A 16,940-nucleotide genomic window follows, 5' to 3' on the forward strand; every position below is an offset into this window, starting at 1 on the left:
GCTCTGCGACGAACCGGGTGGAGCAGGCCCGACCGGTCGCCCGATCGGATCAATGGGATATTCGGACAGTGAGACTGACTGACGATCAGGCGTCGAAGGGGCGGGCCGGCCAGGGAGCCTCGGCCGGACGCAGCGAGTCGAGGCCGTCGCCGTCGCGGGCGGCGACCAGCGAAAGGACGCCCACCACGAGGCAGTTGTTGTGCAGATCGCCGGCGAGCACGTCGCGGACGAGTTCCTGCACGGGCACCCGGGCCAGTTCCATGTCGGCCTCTTCGGCCTCGACCTCGAAGCGCTCGCCCTCGGCGGCCGAGAGGTCACGGGCCAGGAAGATGCGGACGGCCTCGTCGCAGCCGCCGGGCGTGGTGTAGACGTCGACCAGCACCCGCCAGTCCTCGGCCTTGACGTGCGCCTCTTCGTACAGCTCGCGCTGGGCGGCGTGCAGCGGGTTCTCACCGGGCACGTCCAGCAGGCCGGCCGGGATCTCCCAGAGCCGCTGGCGCACGGGGTGCCGGTACTGGCGCAGGACGAGCACGCGGTCATCGGGGTCGAGTGCGAGGACCGCGACGGAACCCGGATGCACCTGGTAGTCGCGGCGCGCCACCGCGCCGTCGGGCATGACCACGTCGTCCGCGCGGACGCTGGTCTTCTTGCCCTCGAAGGGGGTCGCGGTCGCGACGACCTGCCACTCCTCGGGGGTGTCCTTGATCGTCATGCCGCCGTCCTCCCGCTGTGCTCGCGCCGGGCCGGGCCGCGAGCGGCCACGTGCCCCGATGGAACCGGGGTACGGATCCCGTGAGGAATGCGTACCCCGGTCCACCGTATCGCCTGCGACTACGCGCCCTGCGTACGCTCCACCGCGGCCTTGACCAGGCCCGCGAACAGCGGGTGCGGGCGGGTCGGGCGCGAGCGGAGCTCCGGGTGCGCCTGGGTGGCCACCAGGTAGGGGTGCACATCACGGGGGTACTCGACGTACTCCACGAGCTTGTTGTCGGGGGACGTGCCCGAGAAGAGGATGCCGGCCTTCTTCTCCAGCTCCGCGCGGTAGGCGTTGTTCACCTCGTAGCGGTGACGGTGACGCTCCTCGACGTAGGGCTCGTCGCCGTAGACCTCGCGCACGATCGAGCCCTCGGCGAGCTTGGCCGGGTACAGACCGAGGCGCATCGTGCCACCGAGGTCGCCCGCGCCCTCCACGTACGCCAGCTGCTCCTCCATGGTGGAGATCACCGGGTGGGCGGTGGCGGCGTCGAACTCGGTGGAGTTGGCCTCGGGGATCTCGGCGAGATGGCGCGCGGCCTCGATCACGATGCACTGGAGGCCGAGGCAGATGCCGAGCAGCGGGACCTTGTTCTCCCGGGCATAGGTGATCGCGCCGACCTTGCCGTTCACACCGCGGTCACCGAAGCCGCCGGGGATCAGGATGCCGTCGACGTCGCCGAGCTGCCGTGCGGCGTCCGCCGGGGTCTTGCAGTCGTCGGAGGCGACCCACTTGACCTTGACACGGGCCCTGTTGGCGAAACCGCCGGCGCGCAGCGCCTCGGTCACCGAGAGATAGGCGTCGGGCAGGTCGATGTACTTGCCGACGAGCGCGATGGTGACCTCGTGGTCGGGGTTGTGCACCCGGTCCAGGAGGTCGTCCCACGTGGTCCAGTCGACATCGCGGAACGGCAGGTCCAGCTTGCGGACGACGTAGGCGTCCAGGCCCTCGGTGTGCAGCACCTTGGGGATGTCGTAGATCGACTTGGCGTCGATCGCGGCCACCACGGCGGCCTCGTCGACGTCGCACATCAGCGAGATCTTGCGCTTGATGGCGGTCGGCACCTCGCGGTCGGCGCGGAGCACGATCGCATCCGGCTGAATACCGATGCTCCGCAGCGCGGCGACGGAGTGCTGGGTCGGCTTGGTCTTCAGCTCGCCGGACGGGCCGATGTAGGGCAGCAGCGAGATGTGTACGACGAAGACGTTGTCCCGGCCGACCTCGTGGCGGACCTGGCGGACGGTTTCCAGGAACGGCAGCGACTCGATGTCGCCGACCGTGCCGCCGACCTCGGTGATGACGACGTCGACGTCGTCGGTCGCCATGCGGCGGATGCGGTGCTTGATCTCGTTGGTGATGTGCGGGATGACCTGCACGGTGTCACCGAGGTACTCGCCGCGCCGCTCCCTGGCGATGACCTGCGAGTAGACCTGGCCGGTGGTGACGTTGGCCGAGCCGTCGAGGTCGACGTCGAGGAAGCGCTCGTAGTGGCCGACATCCAGGTCGGTCTCGGCGCCGTCGTTGGTGACGAACACCTCACCGTGCTGGAACGGGTTCATCGTGCCGGGGTCGACGTTCAGGTACGGGTCGAGCTTCTGCATCGTGACCCGCAGGCCCCGCGCCTTGAGCAGCGCACCCAGGCTGGAGGCCGTCAGGCCCTTGCCGAGGGAGGAGGCGACACCCCCGGTGACGAAGATGTGCTTGGTCGTCATGGATTTGGGCGGCATCGCCAAGAGGGGGCTCCCGTGGTCGCGAGGTGAGATGCGTGTCCGGCATCCCTTCCAGATGGTCAGGGGTGCCGTCAGCTGCGGTTTCGGGGCCTTCGTTCTGCACAGGACGGCCACCGGTCCACGGGGTACCAGGGTATCAGCGACCAGGGGAGGCTGCTTCCGGCCACGCGCCGCCACACGCGTACCCCGCTCACCAGCGACTCACCCTTGGCTCACCCGTTCGGCGGACCCGCGTTGCCAAGACCGTCGCGCGGATCATTGAGGTGCGTCGTATCCTGCTCGGACACTCGCTCTGCCGAGCGATGCAGAGGGAACGCGCGAAGCGCATCGAGCAGGGTGGTGGTGGGCGGCGGGTGGCCGTGGTAACGACAGGATTACCGCCCTTCCCCAAAGCTGCGCCCGGGAGGTACACCCATTCCCGGGACACCTTGCTCGTCAACGACCCTTGACCGCAGTAAGCGCCCCCCGGGGCGAAGTGGCCGTTCGACTGGAGAAACACGTGGCCGGGCGCATCGAGGATTACGCACTCATCGGAGACATGCAGACCGCGGCACTGGTCTGCAGGGACGGCACCGCCGACTGGTTGTGCCTCCCCCGCTTCGACTCGCATGCCATTTTTGCCGGCCTGCTCGGGACCGAGGAGCACGGGTTCTGGAGACTGGGACCGGCCCACGCCGCACATGCCGACCCCCCGCCCGCCGACCGCCGCCGCTACCGGGGCGACTCACTGATCCTCGAATCGGAGTGGGACACCCCACGCGGCACGGTCCGTGTGACGGATTTCATGCCGCCGCGTGACGGCGCCCCGCAGCTGATCCGGATCGTCGAGGGTGTCAGCGGACGGGTGCCGATGCGCTCCGCGCTGCGGATGCGTTTCAGCTACGGACGCGTGGTGCCCTGGGTCCACAAGGTCGACGGGCGCACGGTCGCGGTCGCCGGACCCGACTCGGTGTGGCTCGACTCCCCGACCGAGACATACGGCAAGAACCTCACCACGTACTCCGACTTCACCGTCGCCCCGGGCGAGCGCATCGCGTTCACCATCAGCTGGCAGCCCTCGCACCGCACGCCGCCGGCGATGCCGGACCCGGAGGGCTCGCTGGAGGCGACGGAGGACTTCTGGCGCGAGTGGGTCGAGCACTGCACCTACCACGGGCCCTACCGCGAGGCCGTCGTCCGCTCGCTGATCACGCTGAAGGCGCTGACCTACGCGCCGACCGGCGGGATCGTCGCCGCCCCGACGACCTCCCTGCCGGAGGAGATCGGCGGCGTACGGAACTGGGACTACCGCTACACCTGGCTGCGCGACGCGGCGATCACCCTGTCGTCGCTGCTGCGCACCGGCTATCGCGAGGAGGCCCGCGCCTGGCGCGAGTGGCTGCTGCGTGCCGTCGCGGGCGACCCGGAGAACCTCCAGATCATGTACGGCATCGCCGGCGAACGTGAGCTGGGCGAGGCCGAACTGGACTGGCTGCCCGGCTACGAGAACTCCCAGCCGGTCCGGGTCGGCAACGGCGCGGCCCATCAGCTCCAGCTCGATGTGTACGGCGAGGTCACCGAGGCGCTGCACCTGGCCCATATGACGGGTCTGGCGCGCAACGACTACGCCTCCCTGCTCCAGCTCAAGCTGATCCGCTATCTGGAGAAGCACTGGGACCAGCCGGACGAGGGCATCTGGGAGGTGCGCGGACCGCGCCGCCACTTCGTCCACTCCAAGGTCATGGCCTGGGTCGCGGTCGACCGCACCATCAAGCTGATCGAGTCCGGCGACGCGGACGGCCCGCTGGACCGGTGGCGCGACCTGCGGGACGACATCCACCGCGACGTCTGCGAGAAGGGCTACGACCAGGAGCGGAACACCTTCACGCAGTCGTACGGCTCCAAGGAACTCGACGCCTCGCTGCTGCTCATTCCGCAGATGGGCTTCCTGCCGCCGGACGACAAGCGGGTCATCGGCACGATCGAGGCGATCCAGCGCGAGCTGTCGACGGAGGACGGGTTCGTCCTGCGCTATCCGACCGCGGGCGAGGAGGAGGGCGTCGACGGTCTCGCGGGCGACGAGGGAGCGTTCCTCGCGTGCTCGTTCTGGCTCGCCGACGACCTCGCGATGATCGGGCGGGTCGACGAGGCGCGCAAGCTCTTCGAGAAGCTGCTCGCGCTCCGCAACGACCTGGGACTGCTGGCCGAGGAGTGGGACCCCAAGCTCCAGCGGCAGGTGGGCAACTTCCCGCAGGCCTTCAGCCATGTCCCCCTCATCGACACCGCGCTGCGGCTGACGGCCTCCGGCGCGTACGGCGGCTGACCCCGCCCCCGGCAGGACCGGCGGAGCCCGTTCACCGATCGGGCTCCGCCGAACGGGACTACGATGAAATGGTCCTGATCAGCCCTCGGAAGGGGGCCTGCCATGGCGCCCCACGCCATCGCGGAGGCGGCACTGGGCGGCCTCCGTCAGCAATTGACCGGCGATGCCATCGCCCCCGGTGATCCCGGGTACGACGAGGCCCGCGCCGTCTTCAACGGAATGATCGACCGGCACCCGGCGGTCATCGCGCAGTGCGAGACAGGGGCCGATGTCGCCCGCGCCATCCGCTTCGGCCGCGAGAACGACCTCGAGATCGCCGTACGCGGCGGCGGGCACAGCGTCGCCGGCATGGCGCTCAACGACGACGGGATCGTCGTGGACCTGCGCCGGATGCACACCGTGATCGTCAACCCGGTGGAGCGTACGGCGCGCATCGGCGGCGGAGCCACGATGAGCCACCTCGACCGGGCCTGCCAGCCCTACGATCTGGCGACCACCGGCGGCCGGGCCTCCACCACCGGCGTCGGCGGCTTCACGCTCGGCGGCGGATCGGGCTGGCTGGAGCGGAAGTTCGGGCTCGCCTGCGACAACCTCGTCGCCGTCGAACTGGTGACGGCGGACGGCAGCACGGTGCACGCCAGTGCGGACGAGAATCCGGAGCTGTTCTGGGCGCTGCACGGCGGCGGGGGCAATTTCGGGGTGGCGACCGCCATCACGCTGAAGCTGCACCCCCTGCCGGCGATGTCGATGATGATGCTGCTGTTCCGGCCCGAGGAGGGACTCCAAGTCGCCCGCGCGTACCGGGACTTCCTGAGCTCCGCGCCCGACGAGTTCGGCGGCGGCCTGTTCTATCTCACCGGACCGCCCGAGCCGTTCGTGCCCGACCACCTCGTCGGCAAGCTGACCTGCATCCTGCTGATCACCTACGCGGGAACCGAGATGGAGGCCCGCAATGTGGCCGAGCCGCTGCTGGCGCTCCCCCGCGAGGCCGAACTCATCGCCGAACTCCCGTACGCGGAGCTCCAGTGCATGCTCGACGACCCGCCCGGACAGCGGAACTACTGGTCCGCCGAGTATCTGGCCGGCTTCCCGGACGCGGCCGTCGACGCCTTCACCGCCCGCGCCGGGACCATGCCCGTCCCCTCCAGCTCGCAGCACATCCTGTTCCCGATGGGCGGTGCCGTGGCCGCCGGTCCCGGCGACCACCCCCTGCCCTGGCGCACGGCGCCGTGGGCGGTGCACCCCTTCGGGATCTGGGAGAGTCCGGCGGACGACGAACGGGCCGTCGAGTGGGTCCGTGACGTCCGCGCCGGCATGCGGCCCTGGTCGATCGGCACCGTCTACCTCAACTTCATCGGGCTGGAGGGCGAGGACAGGGTCCTCGCCGCCTTCGGCGAGGAGAACTACCGTCGGCTGGCGGCCGTGAAGACGGAGTACGACCCCGACAACGTGTTCCGGCTCAACCACAACATCAAGCCGCTTCAGCCCGCGGTGTGACCGCGCCCCTTGCGGGACTGCGGGACCCGGGTGATGTGCGGCAAACCCCCGGCCAGGTAGCGTCCGAAGCTCCCGTACTGCCGAGTGAAGCGCGAGGCGACCGTCAGTGGAGACGCAAGGCGAGCCCCAGGGCGGCATCACCGTCCGCCGGGCGCTGGAGCTGCCGGCGCTGCGCTCCGGCCTTCCGGAGGTCGTCGCCGGGGCAGAACGGCTTCAGCGGACGGTCCGCTGGGTGCACGCGGGCGAGGTGCCGAACATCGCCTCCCTGCTGAAGGGCGGCGAGCTGCTGCTCACCACGGGCCTCGGGCTGGGCACCCGGCCCGCCGAGCAGCGCGCGTTCGTACGGCAGCTGGCGGACCGCGGCATCGCAGCGCTGGTGGTGGAGCTCGGGCCCCGCTTCAGCCGGCTGCCCGCCGCGATCGTGGACACCGCCCGCGCGGCCGGGCTCCCCCTGGTGCAGCTGCACCGCGAGGTCCCCTTCGTCTCGGTGACGGAGGAGGTCCACACCGAGATCGTCAACGGGCACTACGCGCTGCTGCGGCGGGCCGAGGACGTGCACCGGCGGTGCACCGAGGTGCTGCTCGGCGGCGGCGGCGTGCCCCAGGTGCTGCGCATCCTCGCGGACTTCACCGCCAACCCGGTCTTCCTGGAGACGGCCGACGGTCAGCTGCTGTACGCGGCGGGCTCCGGGTCCGGCCAGGCGGGCGCCGAACCCCTCCAGGTGTGGGAAGGACTGCGCGGACAGCCTGCCGTGCGCGAGAGTCCGCCGGCCGGGACGGTCCTGGTGGATGTGCCCGGCGGAGGTCAGGGCGCGGCCTCGGTACGGGCCCGGCTGGTGGTGCCGGCGGTCGGCTCCCCGCTGCTGACGGTCCACCGCATGGCGGCGGAACGGGCCGCCGGGCTGCTGGCCGTGGTGCTGATGCAGGCCCGGCAGGAGGAGGAGCTCGCGGCGCGCGGCCGGGGCGACTTCCTGACCGACCTCGCCGAGGGACGCATCACCGCGGAGGACGCACCGGCCCAGGCACGGGTACTCGGCTTCAAGCCCGGCGACGGACCGCTGCTGCCGGTCGTGATGCGACTGGCGCCCGAACTGTCGCCGTCGGGCAACTGGGCGCTGCTCGCCCGCGCCGTGCTGGAGGAACTGTCCGTGGTGGGCGTGCCCGTCCTGCTGGGCGTACGGCCGGTCGAGGGCCGGGTGCCGCTGCTGCTGGGGCTGCGCACCGAGTCCGAACGCACGGCGGTCGCGGACCGGGTGGCCGTGGCACTGCGGGCGGGTGTGGAACGCGCCGGGCTCGAACGCGCGGGCGGCCACCCGCCGGTCGTGGTCGTGGGCGTCGCGGGCGGCTGGGCCGCGGCGTCGGCCGGTCTGCGCCATGCGGCCGAGACGGCGACGGCCGCCCAGGGACTGAGCGACCGGCCCTGGTACGACGCACGCCGGCTGGACACCGACCTGCTGCTGTGGCGGCTGCGGGACCATCCGGATCTGGCCGCGTTCGTGGAGCGCGCCATCGGCCCGCTGCGCGACCACGACGCCACCTCGCGCCCGCCGTTGCTGCCGACGCTGGAGACGTTTCTGGCGCATGCGGGCCGGAAGGCGGAGACGGCACGTGAGCTGCATCTGAACCGTCAGACGCTGTACAACCGGCTGGCCCGCATCTCCGAGCTGCTGGGCACGGACCTGGACGACCCGCAGACGGTGCTGGCGCTGAGCCTGGCGCTGGGGGCGAGACGGCATCTGCCCTGAGGTGAGGCGGTGGCGCGGCAGGCCGCGCTCCCGGCTCGTTCGGGGTTCAGCCGGCCCGTCCGGCGTTCAGCCCGGCACCTTCGCGGTTCAGCCCCGCTCCCGCGGGGCTCAGCCCGGCCCCCTCGCGGTTCAGCCCCGCTCCCGCGGGGCTCAGCCCGGCACCTTCGCGGTTCGGCCCGGCTCCCGCGGGGATCAGCCCGTCCGGCCCGCCGTCAGTTCGTCGTACACGCTCAGCACCTGCGCGATCGTCTCGTCCTCGGTCGGCCAGGTCGCCGCCTGCGCGCGGCCCGCGGCCACCAGCTCGTCCCGCCGCAGGGGATCCCGCAGGAGCCGGGCCACCGCCTCCGCGAGCGCGTCCTCGTCGCCGTAGGGCACCAGTTCCGCCGCGTCACCGACGAGTTCCGGGACACCGCCGACTGCTGTCGCGACCAGCGGCACACCCGCGCGCAGGGCTTCCTGGGCCAGCAGGGCACGTGCCTCCCAGCGGCTGGGGAGCACCGCCACGTCCGCCGCGGAGATCAGATCGCCGATGTCGTCACGCCGGCCCACCAGCCGCACCGGCAGACCCTCCGCCTCGATACGCCGCTGGAGCGCGGCCCGCTCGCGTCCCTCCCCCGCGATCACCACCAGCGGCAGCGGATCGAGGGTGCGCCACCGCGCGGCCGCGTCGAGCAGCGTGCCGTACCCGCGCTGCGGAGTCAGGGAGCCGACGGCCATCACCAACGGCCGGTAGACCACGCCCAGTTCGGCCCGGGCCTTGCCCTCCGAGCTCTCGGCGCGACGCGGGGCGGGCACCGCGACCGGCGCGAAGCGGGCGTCCCGGGCGCCGTGCCAACGGGCCCGGTCGACCAGTTCGGAACAGGTGCCGAGCACAACCGCCGCCGCGCGGGCGGCCCTTCGCTCCAGCAGGCGCAGCAAAGGCCCACGCGGTCCGTCGGCGTCCGGGCGGCTGTGCCAGGTGACGACGAGCGGCACCCGCAGACCGCTGAGGGCCACCGAGGCGCGTACGGCCGCGTGCAGCCCGTGCGCATGCACCACATCGGCCCGCGCGCATGCGGCGCGCAGAGCCCCGACGGCGGCGGGGTCACTGCGGCGCGGCACCGGTGTGAAGTGGGCCCCGGCGCCGGGGAAGTCGTAGAGGTGCTCCAGTCCGGCGGGCGCGCACACCGTCACCCGTACGCCCCGCGCCACCAGCCCCGAGGCCAGCGACCGGACGTGCGCGCTGCTGCCCGCGCTGCCGCCGCCCAGAACCTGGACCGTACGCAGCTGTGTCACCCGCCAAGGATGCCAGCCCGTACGCACGTTCCGGCACCGTCCGGGTGTCGTTCCCGTGTCGCACCACGGCGGCCCGCGATGGTCTTCACCCAGGCGGGTGACGAGCTGCCGCTCCTCGGTGCACCGCCGGCCGGCCTGCGGCCGTGTCCCCGATCGCCGGGCGGCCCGGATGTCCGTCGCCCGGGCGTCAGCCGTCCGCCCGCGCCGTCGCGAGCAGCTCCTCCGCGTGGGCCCGCGCCGTCTCCGAGTCCTCCTGGCCCGCCAGCATCCGCGACAGCTCCCGGACCCGGTCCTCGCCCTCCAGGACGGTGACACCGCTGCGGGTCACCGAGCCGTCGTTCGTCTTCTCCACCAGCAGCTGCCGGTCCGCGAACGCCGCCACCTGCGGCAGGTGCGTCACCACGACGACCTGTGCCGTCTTCGCGAGCTTCGCGAGACGCCGGCCGATCTCGACCGCCGCCTTGCCGCCCACGCCCGCGTCGACCTCGTCGAAGAGATAGGTCGGCACGGGGTCCGTGCCCGCGAAGACCACCTCGACCGCGAGCATCACCCGGGAGAGCTCACCGCCGGACGCGCCCTTGGCGATCGGCCGCGGCGGGGCGCCCGGATGCGGGGCGAGCAGCAGCTCCACCTCGTCGGCGCCGTGCGGGCCGTAGGCCACCGTCCGGCCGCCGACCTCGACGCCCTCCGGGTCCTCGGTCTGCCCGATCGCGAAGGACACGCGTGCGTGCGGCATGGCGAGGGACGCCAGCTCCTCCGTGACGGCCTCGGCGAACCGGGCCGCCGCCTCCGTACGCGCGTCCGTCAAGGCCTGTGCCAGACCCGACAGTTCGCCGCGCAGCGCGTCCCGCTCGACCGTCAGCTCGCCGATCCGGTCGTCGTCGCCCTCCAGCTCGGTGAGCCGGCCGGCGCTCTCCTCGGACCAGGCGAGCACGGCGGCAATGCCTTCACCGGTCTCGCCGTACTTGCGCGTCAGCCCGGTCAGCGCGGCCCGGCGTTCCTCCACCGCGGCCAGCCGCAGCGGATCGGCGTCCAGGTTGTCCGCGTATCCGGCGAGCTCACCGGCCACATCGCCGAGCAGGATGGAGATCTCGCCCATCCGGTCGGCGAGCGAGGCGAGTGCCGGGTCGTGGGCGCGTACGGCGTCCAGCGCACGGCCGGCGCCCGCGACGAGGGTCGTGGCGTCGACGCCCTCGGGGTCCTCGGGATTGCCGGCGAGCGCGGTGTGCGCGACGGACGCGGCGGACGCCAGCGCCTCCGCGTGGCCCAGCCGCTCCGCCTCCGCGGCGAGTTCCACGTCCTCGCCGGCGCGCGGTTCCACGCCGGCGATCTCGTTCAGCCCGAAGCGCAGCAGATCGGCTTCCTGGGCACGCTCGCGGGCGCGCGTGGTCAGCTCGTCGAGTTCGGTGGCGACGGACCGCAGCCTGCGGTAGGCGGCCGCGTACTTGGTGTGGGGTCCGGACACGGCACCGCCCGCGTACCGGTCGAGCGCCTCGCGCTGCCGCGCCGGGCGCAGCAGCCCCTGCTGGTCGGTCTGCCCGTGGACGGCGACCAGCTCGTCGGCGAGCTCGGACAGCACACCCACCGGCACGGACCTGCCGCCGATGTGTGCGCGGGACCGTCCCTCCGCCGACACGGTTCTGCTGATGAGCAGCGTGCCGTCCTCGAGTTCCGCCCCGGCCTCCTCGGCCCGTACGGCGGCGGGGGCTCCGGCGGGTACGCCGATGCGCCCCTCCACCACCGCCGACTTCGCGCCGATCCGCACCAGGGCGGGGTCGGCGCGACCGCCGAGCAGCAGCCCCAGGCTGGTGACGACCATGGTCTTGCCCGCGCCCGTCTCGCCGGTCACCGCGGTGAAACCGGGTGACAGCTCGACGACCGCGTCGTCGATGACGCCGAGCGACCGTATCCGCATCTCCTCCAACACGGACACGACCTTACGAGGTCCGGGGCCGCCCGTGCGACGGACCCCGGTGTCGGATTCACTCTCCCGGGCCGCGAGCGGCGGTTCCGGGGCCGTCGTCACGGGGGCGTCAATGGGGCGCGCCACGCCAACCGGACACCGGCAGCGCGAACTTGGCGACCAGGCGGTCCGTGAACGACGCGTGGTGCAGCCGGGCCAGACGGACCGGAACAGCTCCGCGCCGCACTTCGACCCGGGCCCCCGGTGGCAGTTCCACGGTCCGTCGCCCGTCGCACCACAGCACGCCGTGCGGGGTGTGCGCCTGCACCTCCACCGCGAGGACGGAGGTGGGCGAGGTCACGAGCGGCTTGGCGAACAGGGCGTGCGCGCTGATGGGCACCATCAGCAGCGCCTCCACCTCGGGCCACACCACGGGGCCGCCGGCGGAGAAGGCGTACGCCGTGGAGCCCGTCGGGGTGGCGCAGACGACGCCGTCGCAGCCGAACCCGGTCACCGGCCGGCCGTCGATCTCCAGGACGACCTCCAGAATGCGGTCGGGCGAGACCTTCTGCACGACCGCCTCGTTCAGCGCCCAGTCCTCGTGGAGGATGTCGCCGTTGCGGTGCACGACCACATCGATCGTCATCCGCTCCTCGACCTCGTAGGCCCGGGTGACGACGCGGTCGACGACCTTGTCCAGGTCATCGCGCTCGGCCTCGGCCAGGAACCCGACGCGCCCCAGGTTGACGCCCAGCATCGGCACGCCGGAGGCCCGGGCGAACTCGGCGCCGCGCAGCAGCGTCCCGTCGCCGCCGAGCACGATCAGCAGCTCACAGCCGTCGAGCACGCCCGGTGTCGCTTCGGGGACGGTCTCGACGGACGGCGGCAGTGGCAGATCGGCCGCCTCGGCCTGCAGCACGCGCACACCGAGACCGTTGCGCATCAGCCCCTGCACGACGAGTTCGGCGCTGCGGATCGCCGCAGGCCTGCCGGTGTGGGCGAGCAGGAAAACGGTGCGTCCTGAAGTCGCTGCTGGTGTGGTCAACGAGGTCCCTCCGCAACTGCACGATCGACGTCCGCCGGATCGAGCTCGGGCGCGCCGGCCCTGAGCCACAGAAAGTATTCGACGTTCCCGGAGGGTCCGGGCAGCGGGCTGGCGGTGACACCCAGGACGCCCAGACCGAGTCCCGCGGCCTTGCCGGCCACGGTCCTCACCGCCTCCTTGCGCAGTTCGGGGCTGCGTACGACCCCTCCGCTGCCGAGGCGCTCCTTGCCGACTTCGAACTGCGGCTTGACCATCAGCACCAGATCGGCGTCCGGGGCCGTGCACCGGACGAGTGCCGGCAGGACGAGGCCCAGCGGAATGAAGGAGAGATCTCCCACCACCAGGTCCACCGCCTCACCGTCGATCGTGCCGAGCGTCAGCTCGCGCACATTCGTACGGTCTTTGACCTTCACGCGTTCATCACTCTGCAGAGACCAGGCGAGTTGTCCGTATCCGACGTCCACCGCGACCACCTCGCGGGCGCCCGCGCGCAGCAGGACGTCGGTGAATCCCCCGGTCGACGCTCCCGCGTCCAGGGCCCGCCGTCCCTCGATCCGCAGCCCCAGCGGCACGAAGGCCGCCAGCGCCCCGGCGAGTTTGTGCCCACCGCGTGAAACGTATTCGGGGTCGTTGTCGTCCGCCGACACGACGACGGCGGCGCTCGTCTCGACCTGGGTGGCGGGCTTCGTCGCGACATTGCCTCCGACGGTCACCCGCCCCGCGGCGATCAGCTGGCTTGCGTGCTCGCGAGAGCGCGCGAGGCTGCGGCGTACCAGCTCGGCGTCGAGACGGCGGCGGGCCACTCCTGCCACGTTCGGTTCAGCTCCTGTAGTTGTACGGGGGTGACGGCGGGGGCGCCTGAGGTGCGGGCGCCGGGCGTGCGTCGAGCGCGGTCAGCGCGTCGCGCAGCCCTCGGTGTACATCCTCGTACACCGCGAGGTGTCCGTCCGCCGGGAGGTGGTCGGCATCACCGAGCCGCTCGAGCCGGGCGTCCACCTCGGCGTTGCCGGTGGGCACGCGCTGGACGCCGAGTGGGGAGGGCGCGGCGGGTTCGTACGCGGAGGTCGCCGAGGTCACGGAGCGCGCGGCGTCCCGCTCGGACTCGTGCTCCCGCTCGGGCGCGTGCCCCGCCGGCATGTCCCGCTCGTGCCCGGCCGTCACCGCCGGTTCCTGCTCCGGTACCTGCTCCAGGGAGATGTCCGGGGCCTGCTCCGCGGCTCCCGGGGCCGGTGGGGCGCCGTCGTTCCCCTGCTCCTGGATCATCCGGGCGTGCGGGCCCGGCATCGAGTCGCTCATGCCCAGACGCTACCGCGAAGCGCTGCGGTACCGTCGATCACGATGGCGACGACGGAGGAGTGCCGCAGCGCACTCAAGAAGCTCTCGGACAACCTGGCGCAGGCGGACGGTGATGTGCGCAGCGCGGCCGCGCTCGACCGTTCCCTGAGCTGCCACATCAGGGATCTGGACGTGACGTTCACCGGCCGCCTGGAGGGCGGCCGGATCGAAGTCGTGGACACGGTCGACGGCCCCCCGCCCGAGAAGGCGCAGATCCGTCTCGCGATGACCGGGGACGACCTGGTGGCGATGGTGAACGGCGAGCTGAACTTCGCGAAGGCGTGGGCCTCCGGCCGGGTCAGGCTGGAGGCCGGCTTCCGGGATCTGATCCGCCTCAGGACGCTGCTGTAACCGCGCCACGCCTGCGGGCCGCGGGCACCACCAGCGGTGTCCCGGACTCCGGATCGGCGATGACCTGGCTCTGTACCCCGAAGACCTGCTCGACGAGCTCGGCCGTGACGATGTCGCCGGGCGCTCCCTCGGCGACGACCCGGCCCTCGCGCAGGGCGATCAGATGGGTGGCGTAGCGGGCGGCCTGGTTGAGGTCGTGCAGGACGGCGACCAGTGTGCGCCCCTGCTCCTCGTGCAGCTCGGCGCAGAGGTCGAGCACCTCCAGCTGATGCTGGATGTCGAGGAACGTCGTCGGCTCGTCGAGGAGGAGCAGCGGGGTCTGCTGCGCGAGTGCCATGGCGATCCACACGCGCTGGCGCTGTCCGCCGGACAGTTCGTCGACATAGCGCTCTGCCAATTCACCGACACCGGTGGCGTCCATCGACTCCTGGACGATGCGCTCGTCCTCCGGCGACCACTGGCGCAGCAGGCCCTGGTGCGGGTAGCGGCCGCGTGCGACGAGGTCGGCGACCGTGATCCCGTCGGGCGCGATCGAGGACTGCGGCAGCAGTCCGAGGGTCCTGGCGACCTTCTTCGCCGGCAGGGAGTGGATGACCTGCCCGTCGAGCAGGACCCGCCCCCGCGAGGGCTTCAGCATGCGCGAGAGGGCACGCAGCAAGGTCGACTTGCCGCAGGCGTTCGGTCCGACGATGACCGTGAAGGAGTTGTCGGGGATCTCGACCGACAGGTCTTCGGCGATGACGCGCTGGTCGTAGCCGAGGGTGACCGATTCCGCGGTGAGACGCTGCATGGTGGTCGTACTCCTGGATCGGGGGTTCACGGGCGTCACGGGGTTCGTACCCGCCCCGGCTTGCGTGGGCGTGCTCGCGGGCGAACGGTCCTTCATATGCGTCCCGCCTTGCGTTCGGTGACCAGCAGCCACAGCAGATAGCAGCCGCCGAGTACACCCGTGACCACGCCGACCGGCAGTTGCCGGTCGCCGAACGCCGTGGACGCGGTCCAGTCGGCGAGGAGCAGCAGCGCGGCGCCCATCACGGCGGCTGCGGCGAGGTTGGGCCCGGGCGAGCGGGTGAGCCGACGGGCGAGCTGAGGCGCGCTCAGCGCGACGAAGGCGATCGGGCCGGCGGCAGCGGTGGCGACCGCCATCAGCAGCACACCGGATCCCATCAGGACGAGACGCGTGCGCTCGACCGGGGCGCCCAGCGCGAAGGCGGCGTCGTCGCCCATCTCCAGCAGGCGCAGCGGCCGGCCGTACCCGAACACCAGCGGAGCGAGGAGAGCGAAGACCGCCAGCAGCGGCCAGAACTGGGCCCAGTCACGGCCGTCGAGCGAGCCGGTCATCCACAGCGTGGCCCGGGTGGCGTCGATGAGGCTCGCCTTGGTGACGAGGTAGTGGTTGACGGCCGTGAGGATGGCGGCCACGCCGATGCCGATGAGGACGAGACGGTAGCCGTGGACGCCGCGCCTCCACGCCAGCAGGTAGACGGCGACTCCCGTCACCAGTCCGCCGACGATCGCGCCTCCCGCCACGGCGAGAGCATTGCCGTGGAAGACGACGATCACGGTGAGCGCCCCGACGGTCGCGCCCTGCCCGAAGCCGATGACGTCCGGACTGCCGAGCGGATTGCGGGAGATGGTCTGGAAGATCGCGCCGCTCAGTGCGAGCGAGGCACCGACGAGGAGTCCGACGAGCGCGCGGGGCAGCCGCAGGTCCTGGACGATGAACTCCTGCGCGGCCGTGCCGTTCCCGAGCAGCGTGGCGACGACATCGCCGGGCGCGATCGGGAAGTCTCCGCTGCCGATGAGGACGATTCCCGCGCCGAGGGTGACCGCGGTGAGAACGAGGACGACCGCGACGGCCCTCGGGTCGGTCCGGACGGAGAGCCCGCCCGGGGTGCGTATCGCTTTCACAGCTGGGCCATCCTCTTGCGGCGTACGAGGTGGATGAAGACCGGTCCGCCGATCAGGGCGGTGACGATGCCCACCTGGAGTTCGGCGGGGCGGGTGACGACCCGGCCGACGACGTCGGCGCCGAGCAGCAGTACGGGGGCGAGGACGGTCGCGTAGGGCAGGATCCATCGCATGTCGGGGCCGGTGATGGAGCGCACGAGGTGCGGAATCATCAGCCCGATGAAGATGATCGGGCCGCAGGCGGCGGTCGCCGCCCCGCACAGCAGGGTCACAGCCAGCATCGACAGGGCGCGTGTGCGGTTGAGGTGCGCACCGAGCGAGCGGGCGGTGTCGTCGCCCATCTCCATGGCGTTGAGCGGCCGGGCGAGCAGCAGGGCGAGCAGCACACCGACGCCGATGAACGGCGCGACCTTGCCGATGGTCTCCATGTCGGCGGAGGCCAGCGAGCCCACGGTCCAGAACCGCAGGCGTTCGAGCGCGGCCGAGTCCAGCAGCTGTACGGCGTTGATGTAGCCGTAGAGCGCGGCGGTGGCGGCGGTTCCGGCGAGCGCGAGCCGTACGGGAGTTGCGCTGCGGCTGCCGCCCAGGATGTATACGAGGACGGAGACCACACCGGCGCCGAGGAACGCGAACCAGACATATCCGGTGAGGGAGGTGACGCCGAGGAAGCTGATGGCGGAGACGACGGCGGCGGAGGCACCCGCGTTCACCCCCAGCAGTCCCGGTTCCGCCAGCGGGTTGCGGGTGAGTGCCTGCATCACCGCGCCGGCGAGACCGAGGGCGGCGCCCGCGATCAGACCGAGCAGGGTCCGCGGTACGCGCACATCGGCCACGATCACATCGTTGCCCGAGCCCTGATTGTCGAAGAGTCCGTGCCACACGTCGGCAAGCGGAATCGACTTCGCACCGACGGCGATGCTCGCGACGCAGACCAGCAGCAGGACACCGACGGCCACCAGCAGCCCGGTGGCGCGCAGGAGATGGCGCTTCCGTGACGCAGGGGCGGTTTGCGGTTCCGCGCTCTGTTTGGGGGGACTGTCGACCAACACGTGGTTAGGTTAGCCTACCCTCGCATTTGCTCTGCGACGAGGGA

General features: G+C 71.9%; 14 protein-coding genes. 4 read left to right on the forward strand and 10 right to left on the reverse strand.

Annotation, left to right across the window (positions count from 1 at the left end; translation table 11 throughout):
• Window positions 1-85: 85 nt before the first annotated feature.
• Both ACQPWZ_RS07725 and ACQPWZ_RS07730 read right to left on the reverse strand, forming a co-directional pair.
• Complete coding sequence (locus ACQPWZ_RS07725) at window positions 86-712, reverse strand: NUDIX hydrolase (protein ID WP_313947179.1); 627 nt, start codon at window positions 710-712, stop codon at window positions 86-88.
• Between the two features lie 119 nt (window positions 713-831).
• On the reverse strand, window positions 832-2,481 hold the full coding sequence (locus ACQPWZ_RS07730) for a CTP synthase (protein ID WP_433570957.1): 1,650 nt from the start codon (window positions 2,479-2,481) through the stop codon (window positions 832-834).
• Between the two features lie 502 nt (window positions 2,482-2,983).
• On the opposite strand from ACQPWZ_RS07730, the gene ACQPWZ_RS07735 reads away from it, so the two are divergent.
• The 3 genes from ACQPWZ_RS07735 to ACQPWZ_RS07745 all read left to right on the forward strand — a co-directional run bounded on the left by ACQPWZ_RS07735 (window position 2,984) and on the right by ACQPWZ_RS07745 (window position 8,027).
• On the forward strand, window positions 2,984-4,786 hold the full coding sequence (locus ACQPWZ_RS07735) for a glycoside hydrolase family 15 protein (protein ID WP_313947177.1): 1,803 nt from the start codon (window positions 2,984-2,986) through the stop codon (window positions 4,784-4,786).
• A gap of 102 nt (window positions 4,787-4,888) precedes the next feature.
• Complete coding sequence (locus ACQPWZ_RS07740) at window positions 4,889-6,283, forward strand: FAD-binding oxidoreductase (protein WP_433570958.1); 1,395 nt, start codon at window positions 4,889-4,891, stop codon at window positions 6,281-6,283.
• 106 nt (window positions 6,284-6,389) lie between these two features.
• Window positions 6,390-8,027 (forward strand): PucR family transcriptional regulator, encoded by a 1,638-nt coding sequence (locus ACQPWZ_RS07745; RefSeq protein ID WP_340472339.1) that lies wholly within the window; start codon window positions 6,390-6,392, stop codon window positions 8,025-8,027.
• A 192-nt stretch (window positions 8,028-8,219) separates the two neighbouring features.
• Here the strand turns inward: ACQPWZ_RS07745 and ACQPWZ_RS07750 are convergent, their stop codons facing one another.
• The 5 genes from ACQPWZ_RS07750 to ACQPWZ_RS07770 form a co-directional block, all read right to left on the reverse strand.
• Window positions 8,220-9,302: a glycosyltransferase family 4 protein gene (locus ACQPWZ_RS07750; protein ID WP_433570959.1), complete on the reverse strand. Its 1,083-nt coding sequence runs from the start codon at window positions 9,300-9,302 to the stop codon at window positions 8,220-8,222.
• 187 nt (window positions 9,303-9,489) lie between these two features.
• Window positions 9,490-11,217, reverse strand: coding sequence for a DNA repair protein RecN (gene recN, locus ACQPWZ_RS07755; RefSeq protein ID WP_340477779.1), 1,728 nt, complete (start codon window positions 11,215-11,217; stop codon window positions 9,490-9,492).
• A 118-nt stretch (window positions 11,218-11,335) separates the two neighbouring features.
• Entirely contained in the window at window positions 11,336-12,250 is a 915-nt protein-coding gene (locus tag ACQPWZ_RS07760; protein ID WP_340472341.1) for an NAD kinase, read from the reverse strand.
• Window positions 12,247-13,062, reverse strand: a complete 816-nt coding sequence (locus ACQPWZ_RS07765; RefSeq protein ID WP_313947172.1) for a TlyA family RNA methyltransferase — start codon at window positions 13,060-13,062, stop codon at window positions 12,247-12,249. The genes ACQPWZ_RS07760 and ACQPWZ_RS07765 overlap by 4 nt, the downstream gene beginning before the upstream one ends.
• Before the next feature lie 7 nt (window positions 13,063-13,069).
• Window positions 13,070-13,387 carry a hypothetical protein gene (locus ACQPWZ_RS07770; RefSeq protein WP_433573781.1) on the reverse strand — a complete coding sequence of 106 codons (318 nt, stop codon included), beginning with the start codon at window positions 13,385-13,387 and terminating at the stop codon, window positions 13,070-13,072.
• Between the two features lie 201 nt (window positions 13,388-13,588).
• Between ACQPWZ_RS07770 and ACQPWZ_RS07775 the strand changes: the two genes are divergently transcribed.
• Window positions 13,589-13,936, forward strand: coding sequence for an SCP2 sterol-binding domain-containing protein (locus tag ACQPWZ_RS07775; protein WP_340472342.1), 348 nt, complete (start codon window positions 13,589-13,591; stop codon window positions 13,934-13,936).
• Here ACQPWZ_RS07775 and ACQPWZ_RS07780 read toward each other — a convergent pair.
• The 3 genes from ACQPWZ_RS07780 to ACQPWZ_RS07790 form a co-directional block, all read right to left on the reverse strand.
• Window positions 13,920-14,726 (reverse strand): ABC transporter ATP-binding protein, encoded by an 807-nt coding sequence (locus ACQPWZ_RS07780; protein WP_433570960.1) that lies wholly within the window; start codon window positions 14,724-14,726, stop codon window positions 13,920-13,922. The genes ACQPWZ_RS07775 and ACQPWZ_RS07780 overlap by 17 nt on opposite strands.
• Window positions 14,727-14,818: 92 nt before the next feature.
• Window positions 14,819-15,847, reverse strand: coding sequence for a FecCD family ABC transporter permease (locus tag ACQPWZ_RS07785; RefSeq protein WP_340472344.1), 1,029 nt, complete (start codon window positions 15,845-15,847; stop codon window positions 14,819-14,821).
• Window positions 15,844-16,896 carry a FecCD family ABC transporter permease gene (locus tag ACQPWZ_RS07790; RefSeq protein ID WP_340472345.1) on the reverse strand — a complete coding sequence of 351 codons (1,053 nt, stop codon included), beginning with the start codon at window positions 16,894-16,896 and terminating at the stop codon, window positions 15,844-15,846. The genes ACQPWZ_RS07785 and ACQPWZ_RS07790 overlap by 4 nt, the downstream gene beginning before the upstream one ends.
• Between the last annotated feature and the right edge of the window lie 44 nt (window positions 16,897-16,940).

This window comes from Streptomyces sp. CA-251247, from assembly GCF_050952975.1.
In the GTDB taxonomy this organism is placed as follows: domain Bacteria; phylum Actinomycetota; class Actinomycetes; order Streptomycetales; family Streptomycetaceae; genus Streptomyces; species Streptomyces achmelvichensis.